Below are 26,952 nucleotides of genomic sequence, written 5' to 3' on the forward strand. Positions count from 1 at the left end.
AGCCCGAGCAACTGGTCGAGCGGTTGGCGCCGCGACCGATAGTAGGAGACACGCCGCTGTCTTTTGTAGCCCCGGCTCGCGATTGTGGAAGGTCACTGTCGCTGGCGAGTGCGCTTACCGACCGGGCACGAACCGCCCTCGGCGACTCTGGTCCGGTGCAGAACCTGCGTGTGCAGCTGTCGGTGGGCCCCAGTGGGTCAGGTAAGGACATTTCCCTGCGGCGGCCACGCTCGATCACAACGCCGGTGGCTGCGTCAGTTGTGGCCGCGTTCGGGCAGGACGAGTTGGGCGCCGGTGATCGGGTGATCGAAGACGTCGACGGGGTGGTGGTAGACGGTGGTGAGTAGTTCGCGAGTGAGGATCTCGCGGGGGAGGCCGTCGGCGGCGACGCGGCCTGCGTCCAGGACGGTGACGCGGTCGGCGTAGGCGGCGGCCACGCCGAGGTCGTGGACGACGACGACCACGGCGGCGCCTTCGGCGGCGCGAGTGGCGGCCAGGCGAAGGACGGCTTCCTGGTGGCCGAGGTCGAGGGCGGCGGTCGGTTCGTCCAGGAGCAGGGTGGCGGTGTCCTGAGCCAGGACGCGAGCCAGGGCTACGCGAGCACGCTCGCCGCCCGACAGCGATGGGAAGACACGCGTGGCGAGATGGGTGACATCGGTCGCGGCCAGTGCCGCGGTGACGAGTGCGTCGTCGTTGTCGGCGGCGGGGGTGTGCAGCCACGGGGCACGGCCCATGGCGACGACCTCACGGGCGGTGAAGGGGAAGCCGACAGCGTGGGATTGGGGCAGGACCGCGCGGCGGCGGGCCATGTCGGCCGGGGTCCAGTGCGAGAGCGCGTGGCCTTCGAGCTTCACGGTGCCCGCGCTGGGTTCGAGTTCCCCGGCGAGGGCGGCGAGCAAGCTGGACTTGCCCGCACCGTTCGGACCGACGAGCGCGACGATTTCGCCTGCCGCGACCTGGAAGTCGACAGCTTCGAGGACGGTGCGCGCGCCGCGACGGACGGTGAGCCCGCTGGCACGCAGGGTGACGGTGCCGAGTTCGGGGCGCGCGGGCACGTCAGGGGTTCGGGCGAACAGCGAACGCCAGGAGACCCGGCGTTGCAGTGCGGTTTCGGCGGTGTCGATCTCGGTCATCCCCAACCTCCTGCGCGAGCCCTGGTGCGGCGCAACAGCCAGAAGAAGAACGGGCCGCCGATCAGGGAGGTGAGCATGCCCAGCGGCAGGTCGGCGTTGTGGACCAGGGTGCGGGCCACGACGTCGGCGCCGAGCAACACCACCGCGCCCAGGATCGCGCTGAGCGGGACGAGTACCCGGTGACCGGGGCCGACCATCATGCGCACGAGGTGCGGCACGATCAGGCCGACGAACAGAATGATGCCGCTGAATGCCACGCCCGCGGCGGTGAGCACGGCGACTACCACGATCACCTGCCTGCGCAGTCGTTCCACGTCGACCCCGAGGTGGCGGGCCGCGGAATCACCGAGGGCGAGCAGATCCAGGCGTGGTGCGATGAGGATCGCGGCCAGGATGCCGACCGCGGCCAGCACCGCCACGATCGCCACCGACGGCCAGGTGGCGCCGTTGAGACTGCCGAGCTGCCAGAACACGATCTGATCGCGGGCGGCGGGGGTGGCGACGAACAGCAGCAGCGCGATCAAGCCACCGGCGAAGGCGTTGATCGCGACACCGGTGAGGATCAACGTCACCACTTCGGTGCGCCCGTTCGATCGCGAGAGCACATAGACCAGCGCGGTGGTGATCAGGCCCGCGACGAACGCGGCGGCCGCGACCGACCATGCGGCCACGAACGCGCCACCGACCACGATGACGGTGCCCGCCCCGACCGCCGCACCCGCCGACACCCCGATCACCCCGGGTTCGGCGAGCGGATTGGCGAACACGCCCTGCAACAACGCACCCGCCGTCGCGAGCGAAGCCCCGACCAGGATCGCCAAAGCCACCCGTGGGAACCGCACCTCCCAGAGCGTCACCTCACCGGCCGGATGGGCGGGCACGGTCCCGATATCGAGGCCGATCCGGTGCGCCACACTGCCCAGCACCTCGGCGGCCGTCGTCGGCACCTGCCCGAGGACGGCCGACACCACGGCCAGCACCACCAGGGCGAGCAGTGCGACGGCGAACACCACGGTCACACGCGTCCCACGGTGACTCGTGGGTGGCAGGGGATCGGGTGTGGCATCAGTGATCCGCGGGCTGTCCGCGGATTTCGTCAGGTCGGGCACATCGCTCATGCCGGTTTGCCGTAGACGGCGTCGGACAGCGCGGAGATGACGCGGCCGGTGTTGGGGCCGAAGCTGAGGATCACCGCGTCGGACATGTCGACCACGCGCCGGTTGCGCCCGGCGGGGGTCTGGGCGATGCCGGGTACCTTCTCCAGCCCGTCGACGCCACCGACCGATTTCAGCCCGTCCGACATCACCAGCAACACATCCGGGGAGGCGGCGATCATCGCCTCGCTCGTGATGGTGACGAACGGCTCGTTCACTCCGGCGGCGGTGCCCGCGTCGACGCCGCCGATCGCGGTGACCAGCGAATCGGCGCCGGATCCGCGGCCCGCGATCATGGTGATCGCGGCGCTGCGCAGGTACAGGAAGGCGATCTTGGGCTGCGGATCCTGCTTCGGCACGCGGGCGGTCGCGGTGGCGATCTCGTCGTGGGTGCGCGCGCCGAGCTGCTTGCCCGCCTCGGGAACGCCCAGCGCGGTGGCGACCGCCTCGATCTGCGGGACGACACCGTCCATGCTGCGATCGGGGTCGAAATAGACCACGGTCACCCCGGCTGCCCGCAACTGTTCCCGCACGGCGGGCGCCGCGCTGGTCGTGTCGGTGAGAAACACCGACGGGCGCAGGTTCAGGACCGCTTCGACGCTGAGGCTGCCGTTGCCGCCTGCCACATTGGGCACGGCCGCCACGGCGGGAAACGAGGCGGAGGTGCTGCGGCCGACGAGGTTCGCGCCGAGACCGAGCGCCCACACGGTTTGAGCGAGGGTGCCGTAGCGGTCGACAGCGATGATCCGCGAGGCATCGGCGACCGTCACGTCGGTGCCGTCATAGGACTTCACCGTCGCGGGCAGCCGCGGCGTCGGTGCGGGCCCGATCGGAACCGGGTCCAGGTCGGCGAGCTGCGCGGTCACCGGCCCGCCGGAATCGGCAGTCGATGCAGGATTGCTCGGGGTGCACGCGACGGCACCGGTCAGCACCGTCGCCGCGAGCATCGCCGTCAGCACACCACGCAGTTTCATGCAGGTAAGGCTAGCCATCATTCGGAACGGGCGCTCACATCGTCCAGTGCCGCCGCGATCGCCCGCGGCAACTCGAGGGTCTCGGCGGCCAGCACACCGGTGAGCTGACCGATATCGCGGGCACCGACGATCATGCTCGCGATGCCCGGCCGATCACGGATCCAGGCCAGCGCCACCGCCAGCGGTGACGTGCCGAGCCCGTCAGCGGCGGTGACCAGCGCATCGACCACTCTGGTCGCGCGATCGTCGTCGAGCCTGCGCCGGATCTCGGCCGCTGTCGCCTCGTCGGCACCGCGCGAATCCGCGGGCACACCGTCGCGGTACTTGCCGGTCAGGATTCCACCGGCCAGCGGCGCCGACGCGATGATGCCGACCCCGTGGTGGCGGGCGGCGGGAATCACCTCGTTCTCGGTGGCACGCGCGAGCAGCGAGTACGGGGTCTGCGCGGCCGTGATCGGCGCGATCGCGGCCAGACTCGCCAACTGCCACGCCGCGAAACCACGCACCCCCGCGTACCGGGTGCGGCCGGTCCGCACCGCGGTGTCCAGGGTCGCCGCGACCTCGTCGAGCGGGGTGTACGGATCCCAGGCGGCGATGCTCCAGATGTCGAGATGGTCGGTGCCGAGTTCCAGCAGGGTCCGGTCGAGTTGTTTGAGCAGCGTGCGCCGCGACGCGTCGACCACCGGGCCCACCGCCGCGGGCGCGGGTACCGAGTCGCCGACCCCGGCGCCGGGCGCGTGCATCACCACACCCGCACTGCCACTGAGCACCAATTCGTCACGCGACACCAGGTCGCCGAGCAGGTCCGCCAGGATCCGCTGCGCCGCGCCCTCGCCGTAGACGGGCGAGATGTCGACGAGCGTGCCACCGGCCTCGGTGAACGCCGCCAACTGCACCGATGCCTCGTCGGCGTCGGTATGCGTGCCCCAGGTATGGGTCGCCAAACCGATCCGCGACACCCGAAGTCCGTTGCGTCCCACCGTTCGCTGTTCCATCACCGCGCCCGCGCTTTCGTCACGGCGACAGCCTAATGCGCGCACCAGCACAACCCCGCTCGGCGACCCGTACCACGGCGCGGCAGAACCCGATCGCGGCGACGGGCAGGCGGCGCGGCGGCGGCGGCGACAGGTAGGGTCGCTGCGAGATCGTGGCCTCACGGCCGGGTATGAAGCAAAAGCCCAGGAGGACGCCGTCTTTCGGGCGCGAGTCAGCAGGAGGACGTGGTGGGCGAGTCGATGACCTGGTTCCAGGCATTGGTACTCGGATTGGTGCAGGGACTCACCGAGTTCCTGCCGATCTCCTCCTCCGGACACCTTCGGATCGTCTCGGGCGTGTTCTTCGGCGACGACGCAGGCGCCTCGTTCACCGCCGTCACCCAGCTCGGCACCGAACTCGCGGTCCTGGTGTACTTCGCCAAGGACATCTGGCGCATCCTCGTCGCCTGGTTCACCACTCTCGGCATGCGGTGGCGGGAACGGTCACAGCGTGAAGTAGCGGTCGGCGACCGGGTGACCACGAAACTGCCGGTGATGGACCGCAGCGCCCGCGAAGCGCACGAACGCGACACCCAGCGCGAACTCGACTACCGCGTCGGCTGGTACGTGATCATCGCCACCATCCCGATCGGAGTGTTGGGGTACCTGTTCAAGGACGAGATCCGCACCGGTGCCCGCAATCTGTGGCTGGTGTCGTTCATGCTGGTCGCGTTCGCGCTGGTCATCGCCGCCGGTGAGTACTTCGGCAAGAAGGAACGGTCGATCGAACAGCTCACCACCCGCGACGGCATCATCATGGGCCTGGCGCAGTGTCTCGCGCTGATCCCGGGCGTCTCCCGCTCCGGCGCCACCTCCACCGCGGGCCTGTTCCTGGGCTTGAAGCGGGAGGCGGCGGTGCGGTTCTCCTTCCTGCTTGCGATCCCCGCGGTGACCGCCTCCGGGCTGTTCAGCCTGCCCGACGCGTTCGAACCGGCCGGTGAGGGCCTCAATGCCAGTGGTCCGCAGTTGCTGGTCGCGACCATTCTGGCGTTCTTCGTCGGTTATGCCTCGGTGGCCTGGCTGCTGAAGTTCGTCGGCAACCATTCGCTGTACTGGTTCGTCGGCTACCGGATAATCGTCGGCCTCGCTGTGATGGGCCTGCTGGCCGCCGGCGTCGTCTCCGCGACCTGAGCAAGACACTATTCAATGGTTAGGCGTACCTCCGCATTCGCTCCGGCCATGCGCGAAACGACTAGGGAACGCTCCGCGACTGCGCCCACTAGGCTGGTCCCATGACGGTGATCCTGCTCCGGCACGGAGTGTCGACCTCCAATACCGCGCGTACCCTCGCGGGCCGCGCCCCCGGCGTCGAACTCACCGAGCGCGGCACCGAACAGGCCGCCGCGGTGGCCGACCGGCTCGCGATGCTGCCGATCGAACACATCGCCAGCTCCCCGCTGCTGCGCTGTCAGCGCACCGTGGCCCCGCTGGCGGAGAAGCTCGGCCTCGAACCCGACCACGACGAACGGCTCATCGAGGTCGACTACGGCGACTGGACCGGGCGCCCGATCGCCGAACTGATCACCGAACCGCTGTGGCGGGTCGTGCAGGGGCACGCCTCCGGTGCGGTGTTCCCCGGTGGGGAAGGGCTGGCCCAGGTCCAGCAGCGTGCGGTCGCCGCGATCCGCGATATCGAACGCACGCTGGCCGACAAGGCCGGCCGCGATGTGTTGTGGGTGGCGTGCGCGCACGGCGACGTCATCAAATCGATCCTCGCCGATGCGCTGGGTCTGCACCTGGACAGTTTTCAGCGGATCGCGGTGGAACCGGCCTCGATCAGCGTGGTCCGCTACAGCCCGCACGGTCCCTCGGTGTGGAAGTTCAACGACACCGGCTCCGATCTTTCCGCGCTGGCCGCGGCCGCACCGCCGACACCGACCCCCGGTGGAGAGGTGCCGACAGAATCGAGCGCGGATAATGGGAATGCGGGGCACCGCGATTCTCCTTAGAAGAGTGTGTTCGTGAGTGTCGATCAGGGTCACGTATCAGGAGGTGCATGTGTCACGCGCAATCCATGTATTTCGCACCCCCGATCGTTTCGTCGCCGGGACCGTCGGTGAACCGGGCGATCGTTCGTTCTACTTGCAGGCCGTGCAGGATCCGCTGGTGGTGAGTGTGCTGCTGGAGAAGCAGCAGGTGAAGGTGCTCGCCGACCGGATGGGTCTGCTGCTCGACGAGGTCGCGCGCCGCTTCGGCGCCGAGGTGCCACCGGAAGGGGAGGACGTGCGCGATGTCGCGCCGCTGGTCACCCCCATCGACACCGAGTTCCGGGTCGGGACCATGGGTCTGGGCTGGGATTCCGACGCCAATGCCGTCGTGGTCGAGTTGCTCGCCATCACCGAGACCGAGGTCGACGAATCGGTGGTGCTCGACGACACCGACGAAGGCCCCGACGCGGTGCGGGTGTTCCTGACCCCGATCCAGGCACGCGAGTTCGCGTTGCGGTCGGCGCGGGTGATCGCGGCCGGGCGCCCACCGTGCCCGCTGTGTGGGGAACCGCTGTCCTCGCGCGGGCACATGTGTGTGCGCACCAACGGGTACAAGCGTGGCGAGATCTTCGGCGCCGCCGAACTCGAAGAGGAGTGATCGCGTGCCGGTGATCACCGAAGGCGAACTCGACATCGTCGGGCGGGTCGGCGTCGCCAGCAATCTCACGCTGGTGTGTGAGATCGCCGCACCCGAACCCGACGGTGCCCCGCTGCGGGTGGTCTACAAGCCGGTGCGTGGTGAACGACCCTTGTGGGACTTCCCCGACGGGACCCTCGCCGGCCGCGAGGTCGCGTCGTATCTGATCTCCGAACATCTCGGCTGGGGTGTCATTCCCGAAACGGTGCTGCGCGACGGGCCGTTGGGGCCGGGCATGGTGCAGCGCTGGGTCACCTCGGTCGACAACCGCACCGACTCCCGTCAGCGCCTGGACCTGGTCGACCTGTGCACACCGGGGACCGTGCCCGAGGGGTTCTGCGAAGTGCTGCGCGCCCTCGACGAGCAGGGCAACGAGGTCTCCCTCATCCACGCCGACGATCCGCGCCTGCAACGGATGGCGGTGCTCGATCTGTTGCTCAACAACGCCGATCGCAAGGGCGGGCACGCGCTGGAAGGGGTCGACGGTCAGGTCTACGGCGTCGACCACGGCATCTGCCTGCACACCGAACCGAAACTGCGCACCGTGCTGTGGGGCTGGGCCGGGCGACCGGTGCACGGGTCACTGATCACCGACATCACCACCTTCGCCGCGAGTCTGCCCGGCGCCGTGGCCGATTCACTGGCACCGCACATCACCGACGCCGAGATCACCGCGCTCACCGAACGCGCGAAAGCGCTGCTCGACCACCCCGTGATGCCGATTCCGAACTCCTCGCGCCCGATTCCCTGGCCCGCCTTCTGACCACCGGCCGATAATCGGTCGTGCTCGCCCCGGCCTGTTCGGTCCGATGAGTTTCGAGCGCGAAGGAGGTCTACACAGTCATGAGGAAACTGATCTATGGATTCGGCGTGTCCCTGGACGGCTACGTCAACGACCGTGACGGCAGCATCGACTGGACCGACCCCGACGACGAACTGCACCAGTTCCACAACGACCGCTTCGGTGGGCTCGAGGTCGCGTTGAACGGTCGCCGGCTGTACGAGCTGATGGCCGAGTACTGGCCGCACGTGCCCGAGGACGCGCCGCTCATCCAGCGCGAGTTCGGCCAGCTCTGGACGGCCAAGCCCAAGGTCGTCTTCTCCCGGACGCTCACCGAGGTCGGGTGGAACAGCACGCTGGTCGGTGCGAACGCGGTCGAGGAGGTCCGCAGGCTCAAGGCCGAAGGCGATGGGGTCATGGAAGTCGGTGGTGCGAGCCTGGCGGCCTCGCTGATGCCGCACGGGCTCATCGACGAGTACCAGGTGTTCGTCTCGCCGGTGGTGCTCGGCGGCGGCACACCGATGTTCCCGGCACTGGACAAGCGCATCGCCCTACGATTGGTCGAGACGAGGCGGTTCACCACCGCGGTACTGCTGCGCTACCTCGTCGACTGAGGTGTTCTCGCGGCCGCGCAGGCCTGTTGCCTGATCAGTGCCGGTGCTAGTGTGCTCCAAGCACTTTCGTTGTCCCCGCGAGATCTGAGGAACCACATGTCGACCCGTTCTGTTGTCACCACCTCCGCCGCCGCGCTGCTGCTCACCGGTGCCGCCGTGGCCATTGCCACACCCGCGCAGGCGTTTCCCAACGGCTGGTGGGGGGAGAAGACCTACGTCTGCTCGTCCACCAACCATGCCGGTGCGCCGCTGCCGGACCTCACGGTCAAGGCAGGCAACGAAGTCGGTGCCGCCTTCTACGCAACGCAGCAGCTCCCGGACGCGGCCCAGATGCAGTGCCGCCCGCTGTGATGTGATCCTGTTCGATGTCGCCGCACGTCGGGGAGCGGTGGCATCGACGCTTGATCAGGCATGCGCCTGCACGAATTCCCGTACCGCCGCAGTCTGATTCAGCAGGCCGTGTCCGACGCCTGGAAGCAGACGAACCTCGCCTCGCGTGAAAGCACCGCGGGCGCGTTCGGCGGTGCGTGCCGAGTCGAACAGGGCGTCGCGTTCGCCGACGATTACCAGGACCGGGATGTCCACCGCGCGTAGTTGCTCGTCGCGGAAGATCGGTAGTTTTCCCGGGCGGGGTGAGAAGTGGGTGAACGTCAGTTCGATGTCATCGATGATCGGGTCCGCTGCGGGCCCTTCCAGGCCGAGGCCGGTGCGGGCCATGTCACGCACGTTGTGCCTGCCGATCATCCGCAGCCCGATCGCCTTCACCAGCCAGCCGTAGCGATGCTTACCCAGCCCACCCGGGCACAGCAGGACCAACGTCGTGACCCGGCCCGGCCTGCGCAGCACATAATCGAGTGCGGTCCACCCGCCCAGTGACATGCCGACCAGCGCCACGGTGTCCAGGCCCAGTCCGTCGATGACGTCATCGAGCCAGTTCGCGGTCGCATCGCTGTCCAGCGCCAGCCGGGTGGGCGCGCTGAATCCTGGTTCGCCGGGCAGATCCACCGCGTACACGCGGAAATTTCTCGACCAGTCCGCGATGTCGGCGCGCCAGGTGCTGGTGTTGGCTCCTGAGCCGTGCAGCACGACCAGCGGCGGTGCGTCCGCGGGGCCGGAGACCACGACGAACGTTTCGCCTGCGCCGGTGTCGATCCGTCGTTCTTCGCGCGGGACCGGCCAGGCGTCGAGGTGGTCGCGGTAGCGCTGCTCGATCAGCTGTCGGCCTTCGTCGGACTTGTAGATCATGAGCTGAGGATTCCGTCCAGGTAGTCGAGCAGGCGGGCACTGTCGGCGAGGCTGCCGAGCAGGATCACTTTGAGGCGGCGGCGGGCCGGGTCGTAGCTGGTTTCCACGCGCATTCGCTGACCGCCCGCGCCTCGGGTTCCGGCGGTGGCGGTGAGCAGGGTGGTGATCCGGTCGACGGTGGCGCGGTCGATGTCGTCGATCTCGACGATGCAGGACGACTCGGCGTGCCGGTGGGGTGCTGGCTGCGGGGTGGTGATCGGTAGTCCGGTGAACGCCTCGAGGTCGTCGTGGGTGATGCGGTACTGCTTGCCGATCCGGGCAGCGGGGAGTTTGCCCTCGCGCACATAACTGCGCACGGTGCGGACATGGAGCCCGAGTAGTTCGGCGACTTGTTCCACCGAATAGAGACTATCAGCCATAAAACAACCTTAAACGTATGTACTGATAGGGATCAATAGAGATGTTTGAGAGATTGTGGACTGTGACAATGATCGCGATGGCAACCGTTCGCCCAGATCACGACGCACACTGGGCGCGAAACGCCCGAATCGACCCGCTACCGCCGTGACCAGCGGATCTGCCTGAGCGCAAACCTTGACGTCGGCGCCGGAACACGTTTGTGTGCAGGTAGCGGGCCGTAGCGCGACACCGCGAGCAACCCCATGAGCCGGGCCGCGAGCCGAGCACATCGACAGGGGCTCTACCCTCGAAGACATGCAGTCCTGGTCCGATATCGCCCTGCCGACCGTCCCCGGAACAGGGCCGCCGTTGCGTTTGTACGACACCGCCGATCAACAGATCCGCCCGGTCACCCCCGGCGAGACCGCGAAGATGTACGTCTGCGGCATCACCCCCTACGACGCCACCCACCTCGGCCACGCCGCCACCTATCTGACGTTCGACCTGGTCAACCGGATCTGGCGCGACGCGGGCCACGACGTGCACTACGTGCAGAACGTCACCGACGTCGACGACCCGCTGTTCGAACGCGCCGCCCGCGACGGCATCGACTGGCGCGACCTCGGCAGTCGCGAGATCGACCTGTTCCGCGAGGACATGAGCGCACTGCAGGTGCTGCCGCCGCGCGACTACATCGGTGCCATCGAATCGGTCGAAGAGGTGGTGGAGCTGGTGCAGAAACTGCTCGCCGCCGGCGCCGCGTACACCGTCGATGATGACCAGTACCCCGATATCTACTTCCGCACCGACGCCACCGAACAGTTCGGCTACGAATCCGGCTACGACCGCGCGACCATGGACACACTGTTCGCCGAACGCGGCGGCGACCCCGACCGGGCAGGCAAGCGCGACACCATCGACGCCCTGCTGTGGCGAGCCGAACGCCCCGGCGAACCGTCGTGGCAGGCACCCTTCGGCGCGGGCCGCCCCGGCTGGCACATCGAGTGTGCGGCGATCGCGCTCAACCGCATCGGCGCCGAGTTCGACATCCAGGGCGGCGGCTCGGACCTGATGTACCCGCACCATGAATACTCCGCCGCGCACGCCGAGGCGATCACCGGCGCGCGCCGCTTCGCCCGCCACTACGTGCACGCGGGGCTGATCGGCCTCGACGGCGAGAAGATGTCGAAGTCCAAGGGCAACCTCGTACTCGTGTCGACGCTGCGCCGCTCCGGTGTCGACCCCGCCGCGATCCGCCTCGGCCTGCTCGCCGGGCACTACCGAGCCGACCGCATGTGGACCGACGAGGTGCTCACCGCCGCACAGACCCGCCTCGACCGCTGGCGTGAAGCCGTGTCACTGACCGCGGGCCCCTCGGCCACCGACACCGTCGCCCGGTTGCGTCAACACCTGGCCGACGATCTCGACACCCCGAAAGCACTCGACGCCATCGACAACTGGGCCGAACAGGCCATCGCCTACGGCGGCACCGATACCGAAGCCCCGGCCCTGATCCGCACCGCCGTCGACGCCCTCCTCGGCATCACCCTCTGAACAGTTGGGGTGATCATCGACCGGTGATCGCCTGGCGCTATGTCGTGGAACGCCTCAGTTGCTCGCAGTGTGCTGCGCTTATACTGTGGGCCACAGCGCAGCTGACCTGCCGTCGATCGGAGAGCGTCACATGGGGTGCTACCAGCGGGTCGTCGTGGGAACCAACGGGTCGGAGTCCGCGCAGACGGCGGTAGCGGTGGCGGGGGAGTTCGCGGTGCGTCTCGGTGTTCCGGTCGCCGCGGTGAGTGTGTGGAACGCGGGGCGCAAATCGGGCACCGATGTCGCGTGGGCCGAGGAGAACACGCGCGCTGCCGCGCAAGCGCTTCTCGACGCCGGTGTGGACGAGGTCGCGCGCATCGAACTCGACGGCACGACAGGGGCGTTACTGCTCGAGATCGCCGAACGCGAACCCGGCACCGTGCTCGTGATCGGTGGTGGCAGCCTGGGCAGCTCCAAAGCCCGGCTGCTCGGCTCGACGGCCAATCACGTGTCCCACCACAGCCGGACCGACGTCGTGTTCACCCACAAGATCCCGAAACGCTGGACCACGGTCGGTCTCACCACCGACGGTTCGGCGAGTTCGCTGACCGCGGTCCAGCGTGGCTACGACGTCGCCGAGGCGCTCGGCGCGCGCCCGTTCCTGGTGACCTCCGCCAAAACCGACGACGACGGTGTCGACACCCTGATCGAAGTGGAAGCTCAGATCGCGGTCGAGGACCCGGAACTGTTCGGCCGTGACGTCCTCACCGGCGTCCCCGCCGCGGAGGCGATCTGCAACTCGGCCTGGAAATATGACCTCGTTGTGATCGGCAACCGCGGAATGAGTGGCCCAGCAAGACTTTTGGGCTCGGTGGCCAACAAGGTCACCCACGACATCGACACCAACCTGCTGCTCGTCAACACCACGCACTGACTTTGTCGTTGCCGTCGAACAGGCTCGGCAAGAGTGACGCGTCCGGCCATTCCCGGTGTTTGCTCCGATATAGCGGGTAACGGTGGAACTTGCCCGGACCGGGGACTTCGTTCGCCTATGATGGCCATACGTGCGATGTTCGCCACACAACGAAGTGGACGCCGGATGAATGCTGGGATCGAGGCGGCGGGTTTCTTCGGCCTGCTGGACTGGGAGAAGACGACCGGTCTGAGCAGGTTCTGGGTCGACATGATCACCATCCCGATCTTCAGCGCCATGGCCGGTCTGATCACCAACTGGACCGGGGTGATGATGCTGTTCGCGCCGGTACGTTTCACCGGCTTCTACGTACCGGGTCTGAAAACGATCTTCCCGCTGCTGCCGCGCAAGGTGCAGATCCTGCCGACCTTCGCCCCCGGCGGGATCCTGGGCTTTCAGGGGTTCATTCCGGCCCGCTCGGAGAAGATGGCGAGCCTGATGGTCGACAACGCCGTCGCCAAGATCGGCACCGCCAAGGACTTCTTCGACCAGATGGATCCGCGCAAGATCTCCGCGCAGGTCGCACTGGTGGCGCTGCCGAATGTGCGCTCGATGGTCGACTCGATCATGGTCGCCGAGCACCCACAGTTGTGGGCCGACATGCCGCCGCGCGCACGCGAAGCCGTGTACTCGCGGGTGGAAGCCGAGCTGCCCGCGATCACCGATCGCGCGTTCGATTTCATCGGCGAGAACATCGACCAACTCCTGGACGTGAAGCTGATGGTGGTCGGCTATCTGCGGCGGCGGCCCGAGCTGCTCAAGGATGTGATCTACGGGCTTGGCGCGCCGGAGCTACGGTTCATGACGCGCAGTGGGGTGCTGGGGTTTCCGTTCGGGGTGATCGTGGCACTGTGGTTGTTGCTGCTGCACTACAGCACACCGCACGGCGAGACCCCCGCGGTGATCTCCACGCCCGGCTGGCTCTACGGCATCCTGCATTTCCTGCCCCCGTGGGCGTGGGTGCTCGCCGGTGGCGCGGCGGTGGGCGTGCTGGTCAACATCATCGCGATCAAAGTCGTGTTCGAGCCCGCCGTGCCGCAGCCGCGCTACAAATATCCCTGGCGGGTCGCGAAATTCGCGAAACGGCAGTACCAGGCCGCGGCGGATCTGGGGCATGCGATCGGGTATCAGATCGTCACCCTCGACGTCGTCACCGAACAACTGCTCGACGGGCCCAGCGGTGACAAGACCCGCGCGGTCATCGCCCATTTCCTCGAAGCCGAGATCGACCGGATCCTCGGCCCGCTGCGCTCGGTGACCCGGCTCGCGATCGGCCCACGCCAATTCGACGCCATTCAGGCGACCGCGGGCGCGAACCTGGCCACCGAGATGAAGCCATGGCTGGTCGAAGACATCGAGTTCTCCCAGACCACCGCGGCCAGCGTCGACCGACTCGCCACCGAGAAACTGCGCGAACTGCCGCCGGAGGAGTTCGTCGAAATGCTCTACACCGCCATCGAACAGGACGCCTGGCTGCTGTATCTGCACGGTGGCGTGCTCGGTGCCCTCATCGGCGCACTGCACCTGCTGATCTTCGGAGCGTGAGCATGCAACCCAGACCTGATCGCGAACCCGGGATCCCCACCGATCTACTGGGACTGGCGCGCATCGCGGGACTGTCGTTGCGCCACATCGTCGGCGCGGTGACCAAGGGTGCGGTGCACTCCGCCACCGATCTCGTCGACGACATCCGCTCCGGCGAACCGATGTCGCAGATCTTCGACGAACGAGTAGACCTGTTGCGCCGCACCGCGTTGAGCGCGCTCGGCCTGACCAGCACCGCCAACGGTGTCTACGGTCCGACCGAGGCCAAGGTCGACGCCGCCGATCTCAAGGCGATGGGCGACGCGATGATCACCGAGGGCTGGGACTGCGCGCAACAACCACGCGAGCTGCACCCCTCGTTCGTGCCGATCCTGCACGACCTGACTCCCGACGAGGCGCGCATCCTGCGTTTCCTCGCCGTCGCCGGACCGCAGCCCGCGATCGACATCCGCACCAAGGCCCCCTTCGGGATCGGCTCGCAACGGCTGGCCGACGGCATCAACATGATCGCCGCCATGGCCGGGTGCGCGCTGCCCGACCGCGACCACCACTACCTGGGAAATCTGAGTCGCCTGGGGCTGGTTCGCTTCTCGACCGAACCGGTCGCCGATTTCCGCCGCTACGCGTTCCTCGAGGCGCAACCTCCGGCGCAGGCGGCCTACAAGTCGGTGAAGATGCGCGCGATAAGCTCCTACCGCAGCATCTATTTGACGGTCTTCGGAAAGCAGTTCTGCGACGCGTGTTTCGTGCTGGGCGACTACACCGGGGGCGGTTGGGCAGGCGATGACCGTGGCGACATCTACCTGGGCAAAGGCCCCCGGCTGCCCTGATCGGTTCAGGCGCTGAGCTCAGTCGCGGTTGCGCAACGCGTCCAGGACACCGGCGAACATCACCGATTTGATCGCCGTCATGGTGGTCTGGTCCTTGCCGCCCAGCGGTGCGACCAGAGCCAGTGCGGCATCGAGGACTTCGCCTTCGGCGGCGGTGGCGTCCACCAGGTCCAGGGCCAGTGCGTCGGCGCCACCGAAGCGGCGAGCCGTGGTCATCGCGGCGACGGCGGTCTTGGGGGTGGTCTTGGCTTGGATGAGCGCGGCCATGCCGTTGGTGAAGGGGATGCGGATGTCGGCCTCGGGGAAGCAGAAGTAGCCGCGGTCCGCGCGCATCACCCGGTAGTCGTGGGCCATCGCCACCATCGCGCCCGCCCCGAAGGCGTGTCCGCCGATCGCGGCGACCGTGGGCATCGGCAAGGTGAGGACCCGGGCGAACAGGGTGTGTACCGCGGCGACGTATTCGGCGGCCCGGTCACCGTTGGCCGAGAGCCAGTCCAGGTCGAGGCCGTTGGAGTAGATCTTGCCGGTCGCGGTGGTCACCAGCGCGGAGGCGCCCTCGGCGACGACCGCGTCGAGGTGGGTGTTCATCTCGTCGAGGAAGTCGGGGGAGAAGCGGTTCTCGCCGTCGCCGAGGTCGAGCACGGCGATCGAATCGTGGTGGCGCAGTGTGGGCATGGGTTTTCCTTTTCAGTGGGGACCGAGATCGAGGACGGCACGCACGGCAGCACGCAGCTGGGCGCGGGCCAAGGGATCGGTGAGCCGGTCGCGACGCAGCAGCAGCGCGGTGGGCAGGTCTACCAGGCAGGCGGTGACGGTGGCGACGCCGCGCCGATCGGCGCGACCCCACAGGGCGCGCGCGAGCCGGTTGAGTGCGGCGACGAGCGCCTTCTCGGTGTCGGCGATCTCCTGCGCCAGCGCGGGCGGAATGTCGCCGGCGAGCAGTTCGGCACGGTCGACGAGCAGTAGCAGGCGCGCGGAGTCGGGGTGGTCCTCGGCCAGGCGCGCCGGTGTTTCGGCGGCGTCGAGGACCGCATCGATGCGGGTGTCGGGGTCGGTGGCCTTGACGGCGCGGTCGATGTCGGCGGTCTGGAGGGCGAGGAATCGGTGCGCTGCGCGTAACCAGGTGCGCGCCAGCACAACCTGGCGCGACTGAAATGTGTGATAGAGCGCGCCATTGGATACTCCGGTGGCGGCGGCGACCGCGCGCACGGTGACAGCGGCGGGACCGGCACCGGCCGCGAGCTTTTCGGCGGCGTCCAGGACGGTCTCCGGGTCGTGCGTGCGCGGTCTCGGCATGAACAAAAGTTTACAGAGCGTCTGCTCTGCTATTCCGTTCGGGTGCACTTTTGGCCCTTTGTGCACGTATTTCGTTCCGCCACTTGGTATTTCGTCGGCCGATCGGCCGATTCGAGCACAGCGTAGACAACGTTACGTACGCGCGGGGGCTCGATACGATGGGGTACTGTTCGCATTCTTCGGCCCTGCCCGCACGAACAGAACGGCATCGCGATGTCCCGAGTGGTCACCAAGGAGCAGTACTTCGACACCGCGGTGGCGGTGCTCGCCGAGTTCGGTTTCAAAGGTCTCAACATCGGGGTGCTCTGCCGTCGCCTCGGCGTCACCAGCGGCTCGTTCTACCACCACTTCGGCTCCTGGCAGGGCTTCGTCGACACCCTGCTGGAACACTGGGAGAACCGTCAGATGGTCGAGCTACGCGCGCTCGACGTCGGCCACGGCGACGCCGACGCCGACGTGCGCGCCATGTCGGTACTCGCCAGCGGACTCGAACACGGCGCCGAGGCCGCGCTGCGCGCCTGGGCGGCCAACGACGAATCGGTGCACGTCACCGTCAAACGGGTCGACGAGTCACGCAGGCGCACCGTGCACCGCGTGATCGACGGTGTCGTCGACGACGCGGCCACCGCCACGGTCGTCACCGAATTCGGCATGGCGATGATCATCGGCTACCAACAGCTCGCTGCCGCAGGCGAATCCACCGAACTCGACCACTTACTCGCCGAGTACGCCCGCCTGATCTACTCCCACCGCGGTTAACCGGCCGAGGGCCCGGAGTCATCCGAGCAGTTGGTCGATGTAGCACCAGCGCCAGGCTTCGCCCGGCTCCACACTGCGCATCACCGGGTGCGCCGAGTTCCGATAGTGGGCGCTCGCGTGATCGCCGATCGAGGACTCGCAGCAGCCGATGTTGCCGCAGGCGGTGCACATGCGCAGATGCACCCACCGCAGACCCTCCTCGACACACGCCTGGCACACCAGCTCACCGGCAGGCTCCACCGACAGCGGCGCCTGGTCCAGATGTGCGCACCCCTGCGCCCCCGCCGCGGTCGACAGCGGTTCGGCGCGGCGCTCGTCATCGTTCTCGTCGAAGCGGTCGATCATCGACTCCTCGAGATCGAGCCGGGCCAGCACATGTTGCAGCACTTCGTAATCCACCGACCCCGCGTCGCGGACCCGCAGCACCGCATCGCGTTCGGCGGCCAGCATCGCCAGCCGTAGCCGCCGGTACTCGGCGGTCGGTGTCACCAGTTCGGCTTCCGGGCGGCCCAACCGCTCCCACGCGGCATTGGACCGCCAGATCAGTCGCTGGCGCAGCGACTCGATCACCGGTTCCGGGGTGTCCGGCCCGATCCGGCGGTCCAGTTCGGCCAGACCGGCGGTCGAAGCCTGTTGCAGCAGATCGGCTTTCACGAGGGCGTCCTCCTCGCGGCTGGGCCCGCGCAACTTCAACAACCGGACCAACCACGGCAGCGAACTGCCCTGTACGAGCAGCGTGCCACCGACCACCACCAGCGCGAGCAGTTCCAGCACCGGCAACTGCGGCGTCGAATCGGGAAGCAGCAGTACCGCCGCCAATGTCACCACCCCGCGCATCCCCGCCCACGACACCACCGCCGCATGACTCAAAGGCTCGGTCGCGCGCCCGAACAGCCTGGCCACCAACACCGGCGTGAACACCCACACCGGACGCGCCAGCATCACCGCGGCCAGCACCCCGACCGCCGCGACGGCGAGCGTGCCGTGATCCAACCCGCTGCCCCAGGCGGCCTCGACGATCCAGCGCACCTGCAACCCGATGATCAAGAACACCGCGCTCTCCAGAATGAACTGGATGGTGCGCCAATTGGTGCGCTCGGCGACGCGCGAGGCAGCCCCCTGCCACCGTTGCGCGCCGTGACCGAGGATCATCCCGCACGTCACGACCGCGATCACCCCCGAGGCGTGAAAGTGCTCGGCGGGCAGATACGCCAGGAACGGGGCGAGCAGCGACACCGAGGTATCCAGCACCGGATCGGTGATCCGCCTGCGCAGCATCGCCAATGCCGCCGCGACGACGGCTCCGATCACAGCGCCACCGACGGCGGCCAGCAGGAAATCGCCGCCGATCTGCCATGCGGTCACCGCACCGGCCATCGCCGCGATCGCCGACCTCAACGCCACCAGCGCGGTCGCGTCGTTGAACAGCGACTCGTCCTCGAGCACGGTCACGATGCTGCGCGGCATCCCGGTGCGCCGCGCCACCGCGGTCGCGGCGACCGCATCCGGGGGAGCGACCACCGCACCCAACGCGACCGCCGCCGCGAACGGCACCGGCAGCAACCACCACACCACCAGCGCCACCGCGAACGTGCTGAACAGCACCAACCCCACCGACAGCGACGCGATGGTGCGCAGGTTGTCCTTGAAATCGACCAGCGAGGTGCGCAGCGCGGCGGTGTAGAGCAGCGGCGGCAGCAGGCCGAGCAGCACCACTTCCGGCTCGAGGTGCACCTGCGGCACCATCGGCAGATACGACGCGGCCACTCCCGCCAACGTCAGCACCAGCGGTTCGGACACCCCGAATCGCCGCGCCAGCGCCGCCAGCGCGGTCGCCGAGCCGATGAGGACAACCAGACCGATCGCGACATCCACTCGCGCATTCTCCCACCGGCGAACCGGTCAGTCCGTTCGGCGCCGCGTCGGCACCGATACGCCCTACCCGGTGTCCTCGACCGACGCGAGGTGGTCGACCGAGCCCCACACCCGCAACGCCAGTCGCGGACCCTCGCGCCGCCACTGTGACACCGACGCGTTGGGCACCGGTTCGAGCGAATCCGGTACCGGCGCACCGAGTCCTTCGAGGATGTAGCGCAGCGACATCACCACCGCGTCGTGGGTCACCACCAAGACCTGTTCGCCCGCGGCCACCACATCCAGCTCGTCGAGGAAGCTGCGCACCCGCAGCGTCACATCGGCCAACGATTCCCCGCCAGGCGGTCGATACACCCAGTTGCCGACCCGTTCCCGACGCAGGCCCTCCTCGGGTGCACGTCGCCGGATCGCCCGATACGGATGCAGTTCGAACACCCCCATCTCGCGATCGCGCAACCGCTCATCGACCAGGGTGCGGATCGGGCGCAGGCTTCGATTGCGGTCGGCGGCGGCCTCGGCCATCACCGCCCAGGTGACCCTGGTACGCAGGAAGGGGGAGCAGACCACCAGCGTCGGACGCTGGACTCCGGCCAACCCCGCTAGCCAACCGCCGAGACGTCGCGCCTGCCACTGCCCGTGTTCGGTCAGCTCCACCGTGGCGTCGGTCCCCGGCATCGGCCGCTGCTCGGTCGCCGGGTCGGCGAACCAGCTATTGGCCGTGCTCTGCGCGTGCCGTACCGCCCACAATCCGCCCAGCGCGCGCGGCACCACCAATCCTTCGGGCACCTGCACCCACCCCCTTCGCTGCTCGAACCCCATCGATGTCCTTCGTGCTCGTCCCGTCGTGCCCGGACGCGCCAGGGAATAGCGGCTTCGTTGCCCGCGTTGTATTCCCCGAATTCGAACGCCTGTCCAGAACTGTCCGGCGGGCCGCCGCAACACCGTCGATGCGCCGCAGGAGGCCCGCTTGAGCACCAGAGTAGAGATCTGGACCGACATCAACTGCCCGTTCTGCTACCTCGGCAAAGCCCGCTTCGAACAGGCGCTGGCCGGCTTCGCGCACCGTGACGACGTCGAGGTGGTGCACCGGTCCTTCGAACTCGATCCGACCCTGCCCGCCGGGTCCACGCGCCCGGTCATCCCGGCGATCGCCGAGAAATACGGCATCACCGTCGATCAGGCCGCTGCCAACGAACGCGGCATCGGCGCCCAAGCCGAGGCGATGGGCCTGCCCTACCGAACGGCAGGCCGCGACTCCGGCAACAGCTTCGACATGCACCGACTCCTGCACCACGCCTTGGACCAGGGCAAACAGGAAGCCATGCTCGACGCGCTCTACGCAGGCAATTTCGCCGAGCCCGAGCCCGTCTTCGGTGACACCGAACGTCTCGTGGCCTTGGCCGTGCGCGCGGGTCTGGACGAGAAGCCGGTGCGCGCGGTGCTCGCCGATCCCGACGCCTACGCCGACGCGGTCCGCCGCGACGAAGCCGAAGCCGCCGCACTCGGCGCCAGGGGCGTCCCGTTCTTCGTCTTCGACGGCAAATACGCGGTCTCCGGCGCCCAACCCGCCGAAACGTTCGCTCAGGCACTGAACACGGCCTGGAACGATCGACCCGCGCCGACGCTCATCGCCGACGGCGACGCCTGCGGCCCCGATGGTTGCGCGATCCCCGCGACCGAGTCCGCGACGGCCGACTGACCACCGCGGACTCACGGAGTCAGGCCAGATCGATGACAACCTTGATATCGGACCCACCCGCGTCGAAGGCCTCCGTCGCCCGCTCGAGCGGGAGTCGCCGGGTGATCATCCGTTCCAGCCACCGCGGGTCCGCCTTCGCCAGCGACTGGGCCGCCAGCTCGTAGTGGTGACGGTTCGCATTCACCGAACCGAACACCAGCGCGTTGTCGAGCACGATGTTGCGGTTGAGCGCGCCCACATCGACCTCGGCCTCGTTGCCCGGGGTGGACACCCCGGTCAGGCAGACGATCACGCCCGGATTGTTGATCTCCGCGGCCTGCAGGGCGACCGCGGGCGCGCCGGTCGCCTCGATCACGACATCCGGGTCGATCTGCTCGGCCACCTCCGCCGCCGAACCGGTGTGGAAGGTGCCACCGAGATCGGCCACCAGCCCGGGCTTTGGCCCCTCGGTCGACCGATCCAGCACGTGCACGTCGAGCCCTCGCTGCACCCCGAGCAGGGCCGCCAGCAAACCGATCGGTCCCGCACCGGTGATCAGCGCCGTCTTCGGCTCGAACCAGGCACGCCGATTGATTCTCTCGATCTGATCCCACGCCTTGGCCACCACTGTGGTCGGCTCCATCAACACCCCGACGCGCTCGAGCGACGGATCCAGCTTCACCGCGTAGTCGGCGAGCACCACCCACTGGCTCGACCCGTACCCGTCGATCTGCTTGATCCCGCGCTCGACGTACTGCCCGTTGCGGCACATGTCGAACTCGCCGCGCGCACACGCACCACACGGCACCGGGTCCGGCCTCCGCACGATCCCGACGACGAGATCGCCTGCGGCGAAGCCACTTCCGTCCGGCGCTGTGCGCACCCGGCCCAGCGATTCGTGCCCGAGAACCAGGCGCTCGCGTCCCGGCGGCGCCCACCCGTAGGTGCCGGTGGCGATCTCGCGATCGGTGCCGCAGATACCCAGCGAGATCCCGTCGACGAGAAGTTCGTTCGGCCCCGGGACCGGATCGGGCACGTCCTGGATGCTCAACGATCCGGCCTGATACGGAACAACGGTCAAAGCGCGCATGTCGGTTTCCCTTCCGCCGAAACGGGCGATGGTGTCAGAACCTGCGAACTACCTGCGACAACGGTACGGGAAGCAGCATCGATCGCACAGCATCGCCGAGATCGCGAATCGTTTGCGATCCCGCCCGCGAGCGCGCCCACGCTGTCGGACTCGTCGGCTACGGTGGAAGCCGCTCGCACCGATCGACCGTGGCCTGCTGGAGGCGTCTTGCGCATCATCGTCCGGATCCTGCTCGTGCTCGCCGCGTTCGTGTGCGCGCTCGCCCCGGCCTCGGGCGCCCCGGCGGTCGACGACGCCTCCGCACGCAAGATCGACGAACTTCTCGCCGTGCGCGCCGACGCGGGCAACCTCGGACGTGGCGAGCTCATCGAACGCCTCTCCGCACGCCTGCTCGGCACTCCTTACGGTGCGAACATGCTGATCGGCTCGGCCACCGAACCCGAACAGCTCGTCGTCGACCTGCGCCGCGTCGACTGCTTCACCTATCTCGACTACATCGACGCCGCGTCCCGTTCCGCCGACCGTGACCAGTTCCTCACCAACCTGGTCACCACCCGCTATATCGATGGCCGTGTCGAATTCGCCCAGCGCAAGCACTTCTTCACGGATTGGGCCGCCCGTGAGCGCCCGGCCGCCACCGACGTCACCGCGAGCCTGAGCCCCGCTGCCGTCACCACCACCAAGCACCTCAACGCGAAAGCCGACGGCGGGTTGTACCTGCCCGGCGTCGCTGTTCTCGACCGCGCCGTCACCCACATCCCGTCGGCGGCCGTCGACGGAGGCGTCTCGGCTGCCCTTCGCACCGGCGACTACCTCGGCGCCTACACCCCCGAGGCCGGTCTCGACGTCACCCACGTCGGCATCATCGTCGAAACCTCGGCCGGTCCCGTCTTCCGCAATGCCTCCTCCCTCGCCGCGCACAACCAGGTCGTCGACACTCCCTTGGCCGACTACCTCCGGACTATCCCCGGCATCGTCGTCCTGCGCCCGCTCTGACCGCCGCGATCCGCCCGACCGAAGAAGAGCTTGACTTCAGGTCGACTTGAACACGCACGGTGGTCCCATGACCACTTTCGGATACGAACAGAGCCTCGGTTACGACCGGCGCGCCACCCGACTGCTCACCGGCCTCTACCGCCGGATCGCCGCCGACGTCGACACCCGCGCCCCTGACTCGGCCACCGTCATCGACCTCGGCACCGGCCCGGGAAAACTGTTGGCCCATTTGGCAACTCGACGACCCGACCTGCACCTGCACGGCATCGACCTGTCTCCGCACATGATCGAGATCGCCCGCCGCGCCTTCACCGAGCAGGCGGTCGAACTGGCCGTCGCCGACGTCGCCGAGTTGCCCCACCCCGACGCGAGCATCGACGTCGCCGTCTCGAGCCTGAGCATGCACGAATGGCCGGACCTGCCCGCGGCCGTCGCCGAACTGCGTCGAGTGCTTCGCCCCGGCGGCGGCGCCGCGATCTACGACTTCCGCTTCGCCCGCACCCGCGAGATCCGGCGCGCACTCGGTGCGGTCTTCGGCACGGTGGAGATCGAAACAGTCCGTCTCCCTTGGCATCCGGTCGCCGTGATCACCTGTTACCGGGTCACCGCATAAGCTCGGTGAATGGCCGACGAACTCACGACGATCGGTGCGGTGGCGGCACAGTTCGGGCTCGCGACCCATGTCCTGCGCCACTGGGAAGACCGCGGACTGCTCGCTCCACCGCGTGACTCGGCCGGGCGCCGCCACTACCGCGGCACCGATATCGACACGATCGCGATGATCGTCCTCGGCAAGAAGGCAGGCTTGGCCCTCGACGATCTCGCCATCCTGTTCCTGCGAGCACCCGACCGCACCACCCGCCGCGCAGTACTCGAGGCCCACCGGGACCGCCTCGCCGACCAGATCGCCCGCACCCGCGCCGCCCTCGACGCCGTCACCCACGTCCTCGACTGCGACGCCGAGGACTTTCGCGCCTGCCCGCACTTCCGCGCCGAACTCGCCCAGGTCCTCGAAACCTGACGCGCCCTGTCCTGCCCACCACCCGACGTGGGACGATCGCTCAGGTGACCGCGAAACCCGACTACCTGCGCGATCTCGCGCTGCTGCGTCGTGTGCGTGACCGCATCGACCGCGAATACGCCCAACCGCTCGACGTGGAGGCACTCGCGCGCGGGGTGCACATATCGGCCGGGCACCTCAGCCGTCAGTTCCGTCTGGCCTATGGCGAATCGCCGTACTCCTACCTCATGACCCGGCGCATCGAACGCGCCATGGCGCTGCTGCGCCGCGGTGATCTCAGCGTTACGGAGGTGTGTTTCGCGGTCGGTTCGTCGTCGCTGGGCACCTTCAGTACCCGCTTCACCGAGCTCGTCGGCGTGCCGCCAAGCGTCTACAGACAGCAGCAGGACGAACAGACCGTGGGAATGCCGTCGTGCGTGGTCAAGAAGGTGACCAGACCGATCAGGAATCGAGAAGCTTCCGCTTCGACCGGCAATTAGCGTGGTCGCCATGAACCTCACCATTCACCAGACCTACCTGCCCCAGGACGACCCCGACGCCGCCCTCGCCTTCTACCGCGACGCGCTCGGCTTCGAGGTGCGCAACGACGTCGGCTACGACGGCATGCGCTGGATCACCGTCGGCCCCGTGGGCCAGCCCGACACCTCCGTTGTGCTGCATCCCCCGGCCGCCGACCCCGGCATCACCGACGAGGAACGCCGCGTCATCAGCGAGATGATGGCCAAAGGCACCTACGCCGGCATCAACCTCGCCACCGAAGACCTCGACGGCCTGTTCGAAAAGCTGCAGGCAAGCGACATCGAGGTCGTCCAGGAACCCACCGATCAGCCCTACGGTGTCCGCGACTGCGCCTTCCGCGACCCCGCCGGAAATATGGTGCGCATCCAGCAGGTCAAGTAAGCCAGCGCGCCGGTAGATTCGATATCCGGCGATGTCGACTGATCGAGGGAGACCCATGAGCACGGCCAAGAAGTCCGGCACGACCGTAGAGCCTGCGGACAGCCACGATGTGATCCGCGTGCACGGCGCGCGCGTCAACAACCTGCGCGATGTGAGCATCGAGATCCCCAAGCGCAGGCTCACGGTCTTCACCGGCGTTTCCGGGTCGGGCAAGAGCTCCCTGGTCTTCGGCACCATCGCCGCCGAATCGCAGCGCCTGATCAACGAGACCTACAGCGCGTTCGTGCAGGGCTTCATGCCCAGTCAGTCCCGTCCCGACGTCGACGTGCTCGAGGGCCTGACCACCGCCATCCTCGTCGACCAGTCCCGTCTGGGTGCCGATCCTCGCTCCACGGTCGGCACGGTCACCGACGCCAATGCGATGCTGCGGATCCTGTTCAGCCGCCTCGGCGACCCGCACATCGGGTCGTCGCAGGCGTTCTCGTTCAACGTCGCCTCGATCAGCGGTGCCGGCGCGGTCGAGGTCGAGAAGAACGGCGTCACCGTCAAGGAACGCCGCAGCTTCTCCGTCACCGGCGGCATGTGTCCCACCTGCGAAGGCAAAGGCACGATCAACGACATCGACCTCACCGAGCTCTACGACGAGAATCTCTCCCTCGACGACGGCCCGTTCAAGATCCCCGGCTACAGCATGGACGGCTGGATGGGTCGCATCTTCAAGGGCTCCGGCTTCTTCGACCCGGCCAAGCCGATCAAGAATTACACCAAGAAACAGCTCGCCGACCTGCTCTACAAAGAGCCGACCAAGGTCAAGGTCGAGGGCATCAACCTCACCTACGAAGGGCTCATCCCCAAACTGCGCAAATCGGTGCTGTCCAAGGACATCGATTCGCTGCAAGCGCATGTGCGCGCCTTCGTCGAGCGCGCGGTCACCTTCGGTACCTGCCCCGACTGTGCGGGTACCCGGCTGTCGGCCGCGGCCCGCTCGTCCAAGATCAACGGCATCAGCATCGCCGACGCCTGCGCCATGCAGATCACCGACCTCGCCGAATGGGTCAAACAGGTCGACGACCCGTCGGTGGCGCCGCTGCTGGAATCGCTGCGCCAGACCCTGGACTCGTTCGTCGAGATCGGCCTCGGCTACCTGTCGCTGTCGCGTCCCTCCGGCACCCTGTCCGGCGGTGAAGCCCAGCGCGTCAAGATGATTCGACATCTCGGCTCCTCGCTCACCGACGTCACCTACGTCTTCGACGAGCCCACCGCGGGCCTGCACCCGCACGACATCCAGCGGATGAACGGGCTGCTGCTGCGGCTGCGCGACAAGGGCAACACCGTGCTCGTCGTGGAGCACAAGCCCGAAACGATCGTCATCGCCGACCACATCGTCGACCTCGGACCCGCCGCGGGCTCCAAGGGCGGCACCATCTGCTTCGAAGGCACCGTCGACGGGCTGCGTGCCAGCGACACCGTGACCGGCCGCCACTTCGACGACCGCGCCTCGGTCAAGGACTCGGTGCGAAAGTCCACCAGCGCCTTGCAGATTCGTGGTGCCACCGCCAACAACCTCGACAAGGTCGATGTCGACATCCCCCTGGGGATCCTGGTCGCGATCACCGGCGTCGCCGGCTCGGGCAAGAGCTCGCTGGTGCACAGCTCGATCCCGATCGACGAAGGCGTCATCTCCATCGACCAGGCCCCGATCAAGGGCTCGCGCCGCAGCAACCCCGCCACCTATACCGGCCTGCTCGACCACATCCGCAAAGCCTTCGCCAAGGCCACCGGCGCCAAACCCGCCATGTTCAGCGCCAATTCCGAAGGCGCGTGCCCGAACTGCAACGGTGCGGGCGTGGTCTACACCGACCTGGCGATGATGGCAGGCGTGTCGACCATGTGCGAGGTGTGCGAGGGCAAACGCTTCATGGCCGAAGTCCTCGAATACACCTTCGCGGGCAAGAACATCAGCGAAGTGCTCTCCATGCCCGTCGACGAGGCGCGCGAATTCTTCGGCGAGGGCGAGGCCCGCACTCCCGCCGCCCACAAGATCCTCACCCACCTCGCCGAAGTCGGCCTGGGCTATCTGACCATCGGCCAGCCACTGACCACCCTGTCCGGCGGCGAACGCCAGCGCCTCAAGCTCGCCACCCACATGTCCGACAAGGGCGGGGTCTACATCCTCGACGAACCCACCACCGGCCTGCACCTGGCCGACGTCGAACAACTCCTCGGGCTGCTCGACCGCCTCGTCGAAGCCGGCAAATCCGTCATCGTCGTCGAACACCACCAGGCCGTCATGGCCCACGCCGACTGGATCATCGACCTCGGCCCCGGCGCGGGCCACGACGGCGGCCACATCGTCTTCGAAGGCACCCCCGCCGACCTCGTCGCGGCCCGCTCCACCCTCACCGGCGAACACCTCGCCACCTACGTCGGCGCCTGAGAATCGCGGCCGGCGCTCGGGGTGAGCGTCGGCCGCGATCCTGCACGCGCCCCCACCTAT

General features: G+C 67.9%; 29 protein-coding genes. 18 read left to right on the forward strand and 11 right to left on the reverse strand.

Annotation, left to right across the window (positions count from 1 at the left end; translation table 11 throughout):
- Positions 1–254: 254 nt before the first annotated feature.
- Genes ACLJPD_RS17115 through ACLJPD_RS17130 form a run of 4 tightly spaced genes read right to left on the reverse strand, consistent with a single transcriptional unit; the run spans position 255 to position 4,256 of the window.
- Entirely contained in the window at positions 255–1,133 is an 879-nt protein-coding gene (locus ACLJPD_RS17115; RefSeq protein ID WP_410873178.1) for a heme ABC transporter ATP-binding protein, read from the reverse strand.
- Positions 1,130–2,251 (reverse strand): FecCD family ABC transporter permease, encoded by a 1,122-nt coding sequence (locus ACLJPD_RS17120; protein WP_410873180.1) that lies wholly within the window; start codon positions 2,249–2,251, stop codon positions 1,130–1,132. The genes ACLJPD_RS17115 and ACLJPD_RS17120 overlap by 4 nt, the downstream gene beginning before the upstream one ends.
- Positions 2,248–3,261, reverse strand: coding sequence for a hemin ABC transporter substrate-binding protein (locus tag ACLJPD_RS17125; protein WP_410873181.1), 1,014 nt, complete (start codon positions 3,259–3,261; stop codon positions 2,248–2,250). Before ACLJPD_RS17125 ends, ACLJPD_RS17120 begins: the two co-directional genes overlap by 4 nt.
- A 17-nt stretch (positions 3,262–3,278) precedes the next feature.
- Entirely contained in the window at positions 3,279–4,256 is a 978-nt protein-coding gene (locus ACLJPD_RS17130; protein ID WP_410873182.1) for an aldo/keto reductase, read from the reverse strand.
- A 240-nt stretch (positions 4,257–4,496) separates the two neighbouring features.
- On the opposite strand from ACLJPD_RS17130, the gene ACLJPD_RS17135 reads away from it, so the two are divergent.
- The 6 genes from ACLJPD_RS17135 to ACLJPD_RS17160 all read left to right on the forward strand — a co-directional run bounded on the left by ACLJPD_RS17135 (position 4,497) and on the right by ACLJPD_RS17160 (position 8,666).
- Positions 4,497–5,426: an undecaprenyl-diphosphate phosphatase gene (locus tag ACLJPD_RS17135; RefSeq protein ID WP_410873433.1), complete on the forward strand. Its 930-nt coding sequence runs from the start codon at positions 4,497–4,499 to the stop codon at positions 5,424–5,426.
- Between the two features lie 101 nt (positions 5,427–5,527).
- Entirely contained in the window at positions 5,528–6,244 is a 717-nt protein-coding gene (locus tag ACLJPD_RS17140) for a histidine phosphatase family protein (protein WP_410873183.1), read from the forward strand.
- 49 nt (positions 6,245–6,293) lie between these two features.
- On the forward strand, positions 6,294–6,881 hold the full coding sequence (locus ACLJPD_RS17145; protein WP_194828260.1) for a DUF3090 domain-containing protein: 588 nt from the start codon (positions 6,294–6,296) through the stop codon (positions 6,879–6,881).
- A 4-nt stretch (positions 6,882–6,885) separates the two neighbouring features.
- On the forward strand, positions 6,886–7,683 hold the full coding sequence (locus tag ACLJPD_RS17150; protein WP_410873184.1) for an SCO1664 family protein: 798 nt from the start codon (positions 6,886–6,888) through the stop codon (positions 7,681–7,683).
- 80 nt (positions 7,684–7,763) lie between these two features.
- Positions 7,764–8,315: a dihydrofolate reductase family protein gene (locus ACLJPD_RS17155; RefSeq protein WP_410873185.1), complete on the forward strand. Its 552-nt coding sequence runs from the start codon at positions 7,764–7,766 to the stop codon at positions 8,313–8,315.
- Between the two features lie 96 nt (positions 8,316–8,411).
- On the forward strand, positions 8,412–8,666 hold the full coding sequence (locus ACLJPD_RS17160) for a hypothetical protein (RefSeq protein ID WP_410873186.1): 255 nt from the start codon (positions 8,412–8,414) through the stop codon (positions 8,664–8,666).
- Positions 8,667–8,720: 54 nt separating this feature from the next.
- Here ACLJPD_RS17160 and ACLJPD_RS17165 read toward each other — a convergent pair whose 3' ends face one another.
- Positions 8,721–9,560 (reverse strand): alpha/beta fold hydrolase, encoded by an 840-nt coding sequence (locus ACLJPD_RS17165; protein WP_410873187.1) that lies wholly within the window; start codon positions 9,558–9,560, stop codon positions 8,721–8,723.
- On the reverse strand, positions 9,557–9,979 hold the full coding sequence (locus ACLJPD_RS17170) for a helix-turn-helix domain-containing protein (RefSeq protein ID WP_410873188.1): 423 nt from the start codon (positions 9,977–9,979) through the stop codon (positions 9,557–9,559). The genes ACLJPD_RS17165 and ACLJPD_RS17170 overlap by 4 nt, the downstream gene beginning before the upstream one ends.
- A 295-nt stretch (positions 9,980–10,274) precedes the next feature.
- Between ACLJPD_RS17170 and mshC the strand changes: the two genes are divergently transcribed.
- The 4 genes from mshC (at position 10,275) to ACLJPD_RS17190 (ending at position 14,840) form a co-directional block, all read left to right on the forward strand.
- Complete coding sequence (mshC, locus tag ACLJPD_RS17175) at positions 10,275–11,513, forward strand: cysteine--1-D-myo-inosityl 2-amino-2-deoxy-alpha-D-glucopyranoside ligase (RefSeq protein WP_410873190.1); 1,239 nt, start codon at positions 10,275–10,277, stop codon at positions 11,511–11,513.
- 130 nt (positions 11,514–11,643) lie between these two features.
- Positions 11,644–12,426 (forward strand): universal stress protein, encoded by a 783-nt coding sequence (locus ACLJPD_RS17180; RefSeq protein WP_410873192.1) that lies wholly within the window; start codon positions 11,644–11,646, stop codon positions 12,424–12,426.
- Between the two features lie 165 nt (positions 12,427–12,591).
- Positions 12,592–14,010 (forward strand): hypothetical protein, encoded by a 1,419-nt coding sequence (locus tag ACLJPD_RS17185; protein WP_410873193.1) that lies wholly within the window; start codon positions 12,592–12,594, stop codon positions 14,008–14,010.
- Between the two features lie 2 nt (positions 14,011–14,012).
- Positions 14,013–14,840, forward strand: a complete 828-nt coding sequence (locus tag ACLJPD_RS17190; RefSeq protein WP_410873194.1) for an Abi-alpha family protein — start codon at positions 14,013–14,015, stop codon at positions 14,838–14,840.
- An 18-nt stretch (positions 14,841–14,858) separates the two neighbouring features.
- Here the strand turns inward: ACLJPD_RS17190 and ACLJPD_RS17195 are convergent, their stop codons facing one another.
- On the reverse strand, positions 14,859–15,515 hold the full coding sequence (locus tag ACLJPD_RS17195; RefSeq protein ID WP_410873196.1) for an enoyl-CoA hydratase-related protein: 657 nt from the start codon (positions 15,513–15,515) through the stop codon (positions 14,859–14,861).
- 12 nt (positions 15,516–15,527) lie between these two features.
- Positions 15,528–16,136, reverse strand: a complete 609-nt coding sequence (locus ACLJPD_RS17200) for a TetR family transcriptional regulator (RefSeq protein WP_410873197.1) — start codon at positions 16,134–16,136, stop codon at positions 15,528–15,530.
- A 213-nt stretch (positions 16,137–16,349) separates the two neighbouring features.
- Here ACLJPD_RS17200 and ACLJPD_RS17205 point away from each other — a divergent pair, with 213 nt between their 5' ends.
- On the forward strand, positions 16,350–16,895 hold the full coding sequence (locus ACLJPD_RS17205; RefSeq protein WP_266288598.1) for a TetR/AcrR family transcriptional regulator: 546 nt from the start codon (positions 16,350–16,352) through the stop codon (positions 16,893–16,895).
- An 18-nt stretch (positions 16,896–16,913) separates the two neighbouring features.
- Here the strand turns inward: ACLJPD_RS17205 and ACLJPD_RS17210 are convergent, their stop codons facing one another.
- Complete coding sequence (locus ACLJPD_RS17210; RefSeq protein ID WP_410873199.1) at positions 16,914–18,770, reverse strand: Na+/H+ antiporter; 1,857 nt, start codon at positions 18,768–18,770, stop codon at positions 16,914–16,916.
- Positions 18,771–18,833: 63 nt separating this feature from the next.
- Positions 18,834–19,556, reverse strand: a complete 723-nt coding sequence (locus ACLJPD_RS17215) for a histidine phosphatase family protein (protein WP_410873201.1) — start codon at positions 19,554–19,556, stop codon at positions 18,834–18,836.
- A gap of 181 nt (positions 19,557–19,737) precedes the next feature.
- On the opposite strand from ACLJPD_RS17215, the gene ACLJPD_RS17220 reads away from it, so the two are divergent.
- Positions 19,738–20,469, forward strand: a complete 732-nt coding sequence (locus ACLJPD_RS17220; RefSeq protein ID WP_410873202.1) for a DsbA family oxidoreductase — start codon at positions 19,738–19,740, stop codon at positions 20,467–20,469.
- Between the two features lie 19 nt (positions 20,470–20,488).
- Here ACLJPD_RS17220 and ACLJPD_RS17225 read toward each other — a convergent pair whose 3' ends face one another.
- The gene (locus ACLJPD_RS17225; protein ID WP_410873203.1) at positions 20,489–21,538 is read right to left on the reverse strand and encodes a glucose 1-dehydrogenase; all 1,050 of its coding nucleotides are present in this window, start codon (positions 21,536–21,538) and stop codon (positions 20,489–20,491) included.
- Between the two features lie 207 nt (positions 21,539–21,745).
- Between ACLJPD_RS17225 and ACLJPD_RS17230 the strand changes: the two genes are divergently transcribed.
- The 6 genes from ACLJPD_RS17230 (at position 21,746) to ACLJPD_RS17255 (ending at position 26,892) form a co-directional block, all read left to right on the forward strand.
- A complete protein-coding gene (locus ACLJPD_RS17230) occupies positions 21,746–22,534 on the forward strand; it encodes a DUF1460 domain-containing protein (RefSeq protein ID WP_410873204.1) in 789 nt (262 codons plus the stop codon).
- A 67-nt stretch (positions 22,535–22,601) separates the two neighbouring features.
- Positions 22,602–23,147, forward strand: coding sequence for a class I SAM-dependent methyltransferase (locus ACLJPD_RS17235; protein WP_410873205.1), 546 nt, complete (start codon positions 22,602–22,604; stop codon positions 23,145–23,147).
- 9 nt (positions 23,148–23,156) lie between these two features.
- On the forward strand, positions 23,157–23,555 hold the full coding sequence (locus tag ACLJPD_RS17240; protein WP_410873206.1) for a MerR family transcriptional regulator: 399 nt from the start codon (positions 23,157–23,159) through the stop codon (positions 23,553–23,555).
- A 35-nt stretch (positions 23,556–23,590) separates the two neighbouring features.
- A complete protein-coding gene (locus ACLJPD_RS17245) occupies positions 23,591–24,034 on the forward strand; it encodes a helix-turn-helix transcriptional regulator (RefSeq protein WP_410873434.1) in 444 nt (147 codons plus the stop codon).
- Positions 24,035–24,044: 10 nt separating this feature from the next.
- Positions 24,045–24,455, forward strand: a complete 411-nt coding sequence (locus ACLJPD_RS17250; protein WP_410873208.1) for a VOC family protein — start codon at positions 24,045–24,047, stop codon at positions 24,453–24,455.
- A gap of 55 nt (positions 24,456–24,510) precedes the next feature.
- Positions 24,511–26,892, forward strand: a complete 2,382-nt coding sequence (locus ACLJPD_RS17255; RefSeq protein WP_410873210.1) for an ATP-binding cassette domain-containing protein — start codon at positions 24,511–24,513, stop codon at positions 26,890–26,892.
- Positions 26,893–26,952 lie beyond the last annotated feature (60 nt).

Source organism: Nocardia sp. A7, assembly GCF_046549215.1.
In the GTDB taxonomy this organism is placed as follows: domain Bacteria; phylum Actinomycetota; class Actinomycetes; order Mycobacteriales; family Mycobacteriaceae; genus Nocardia.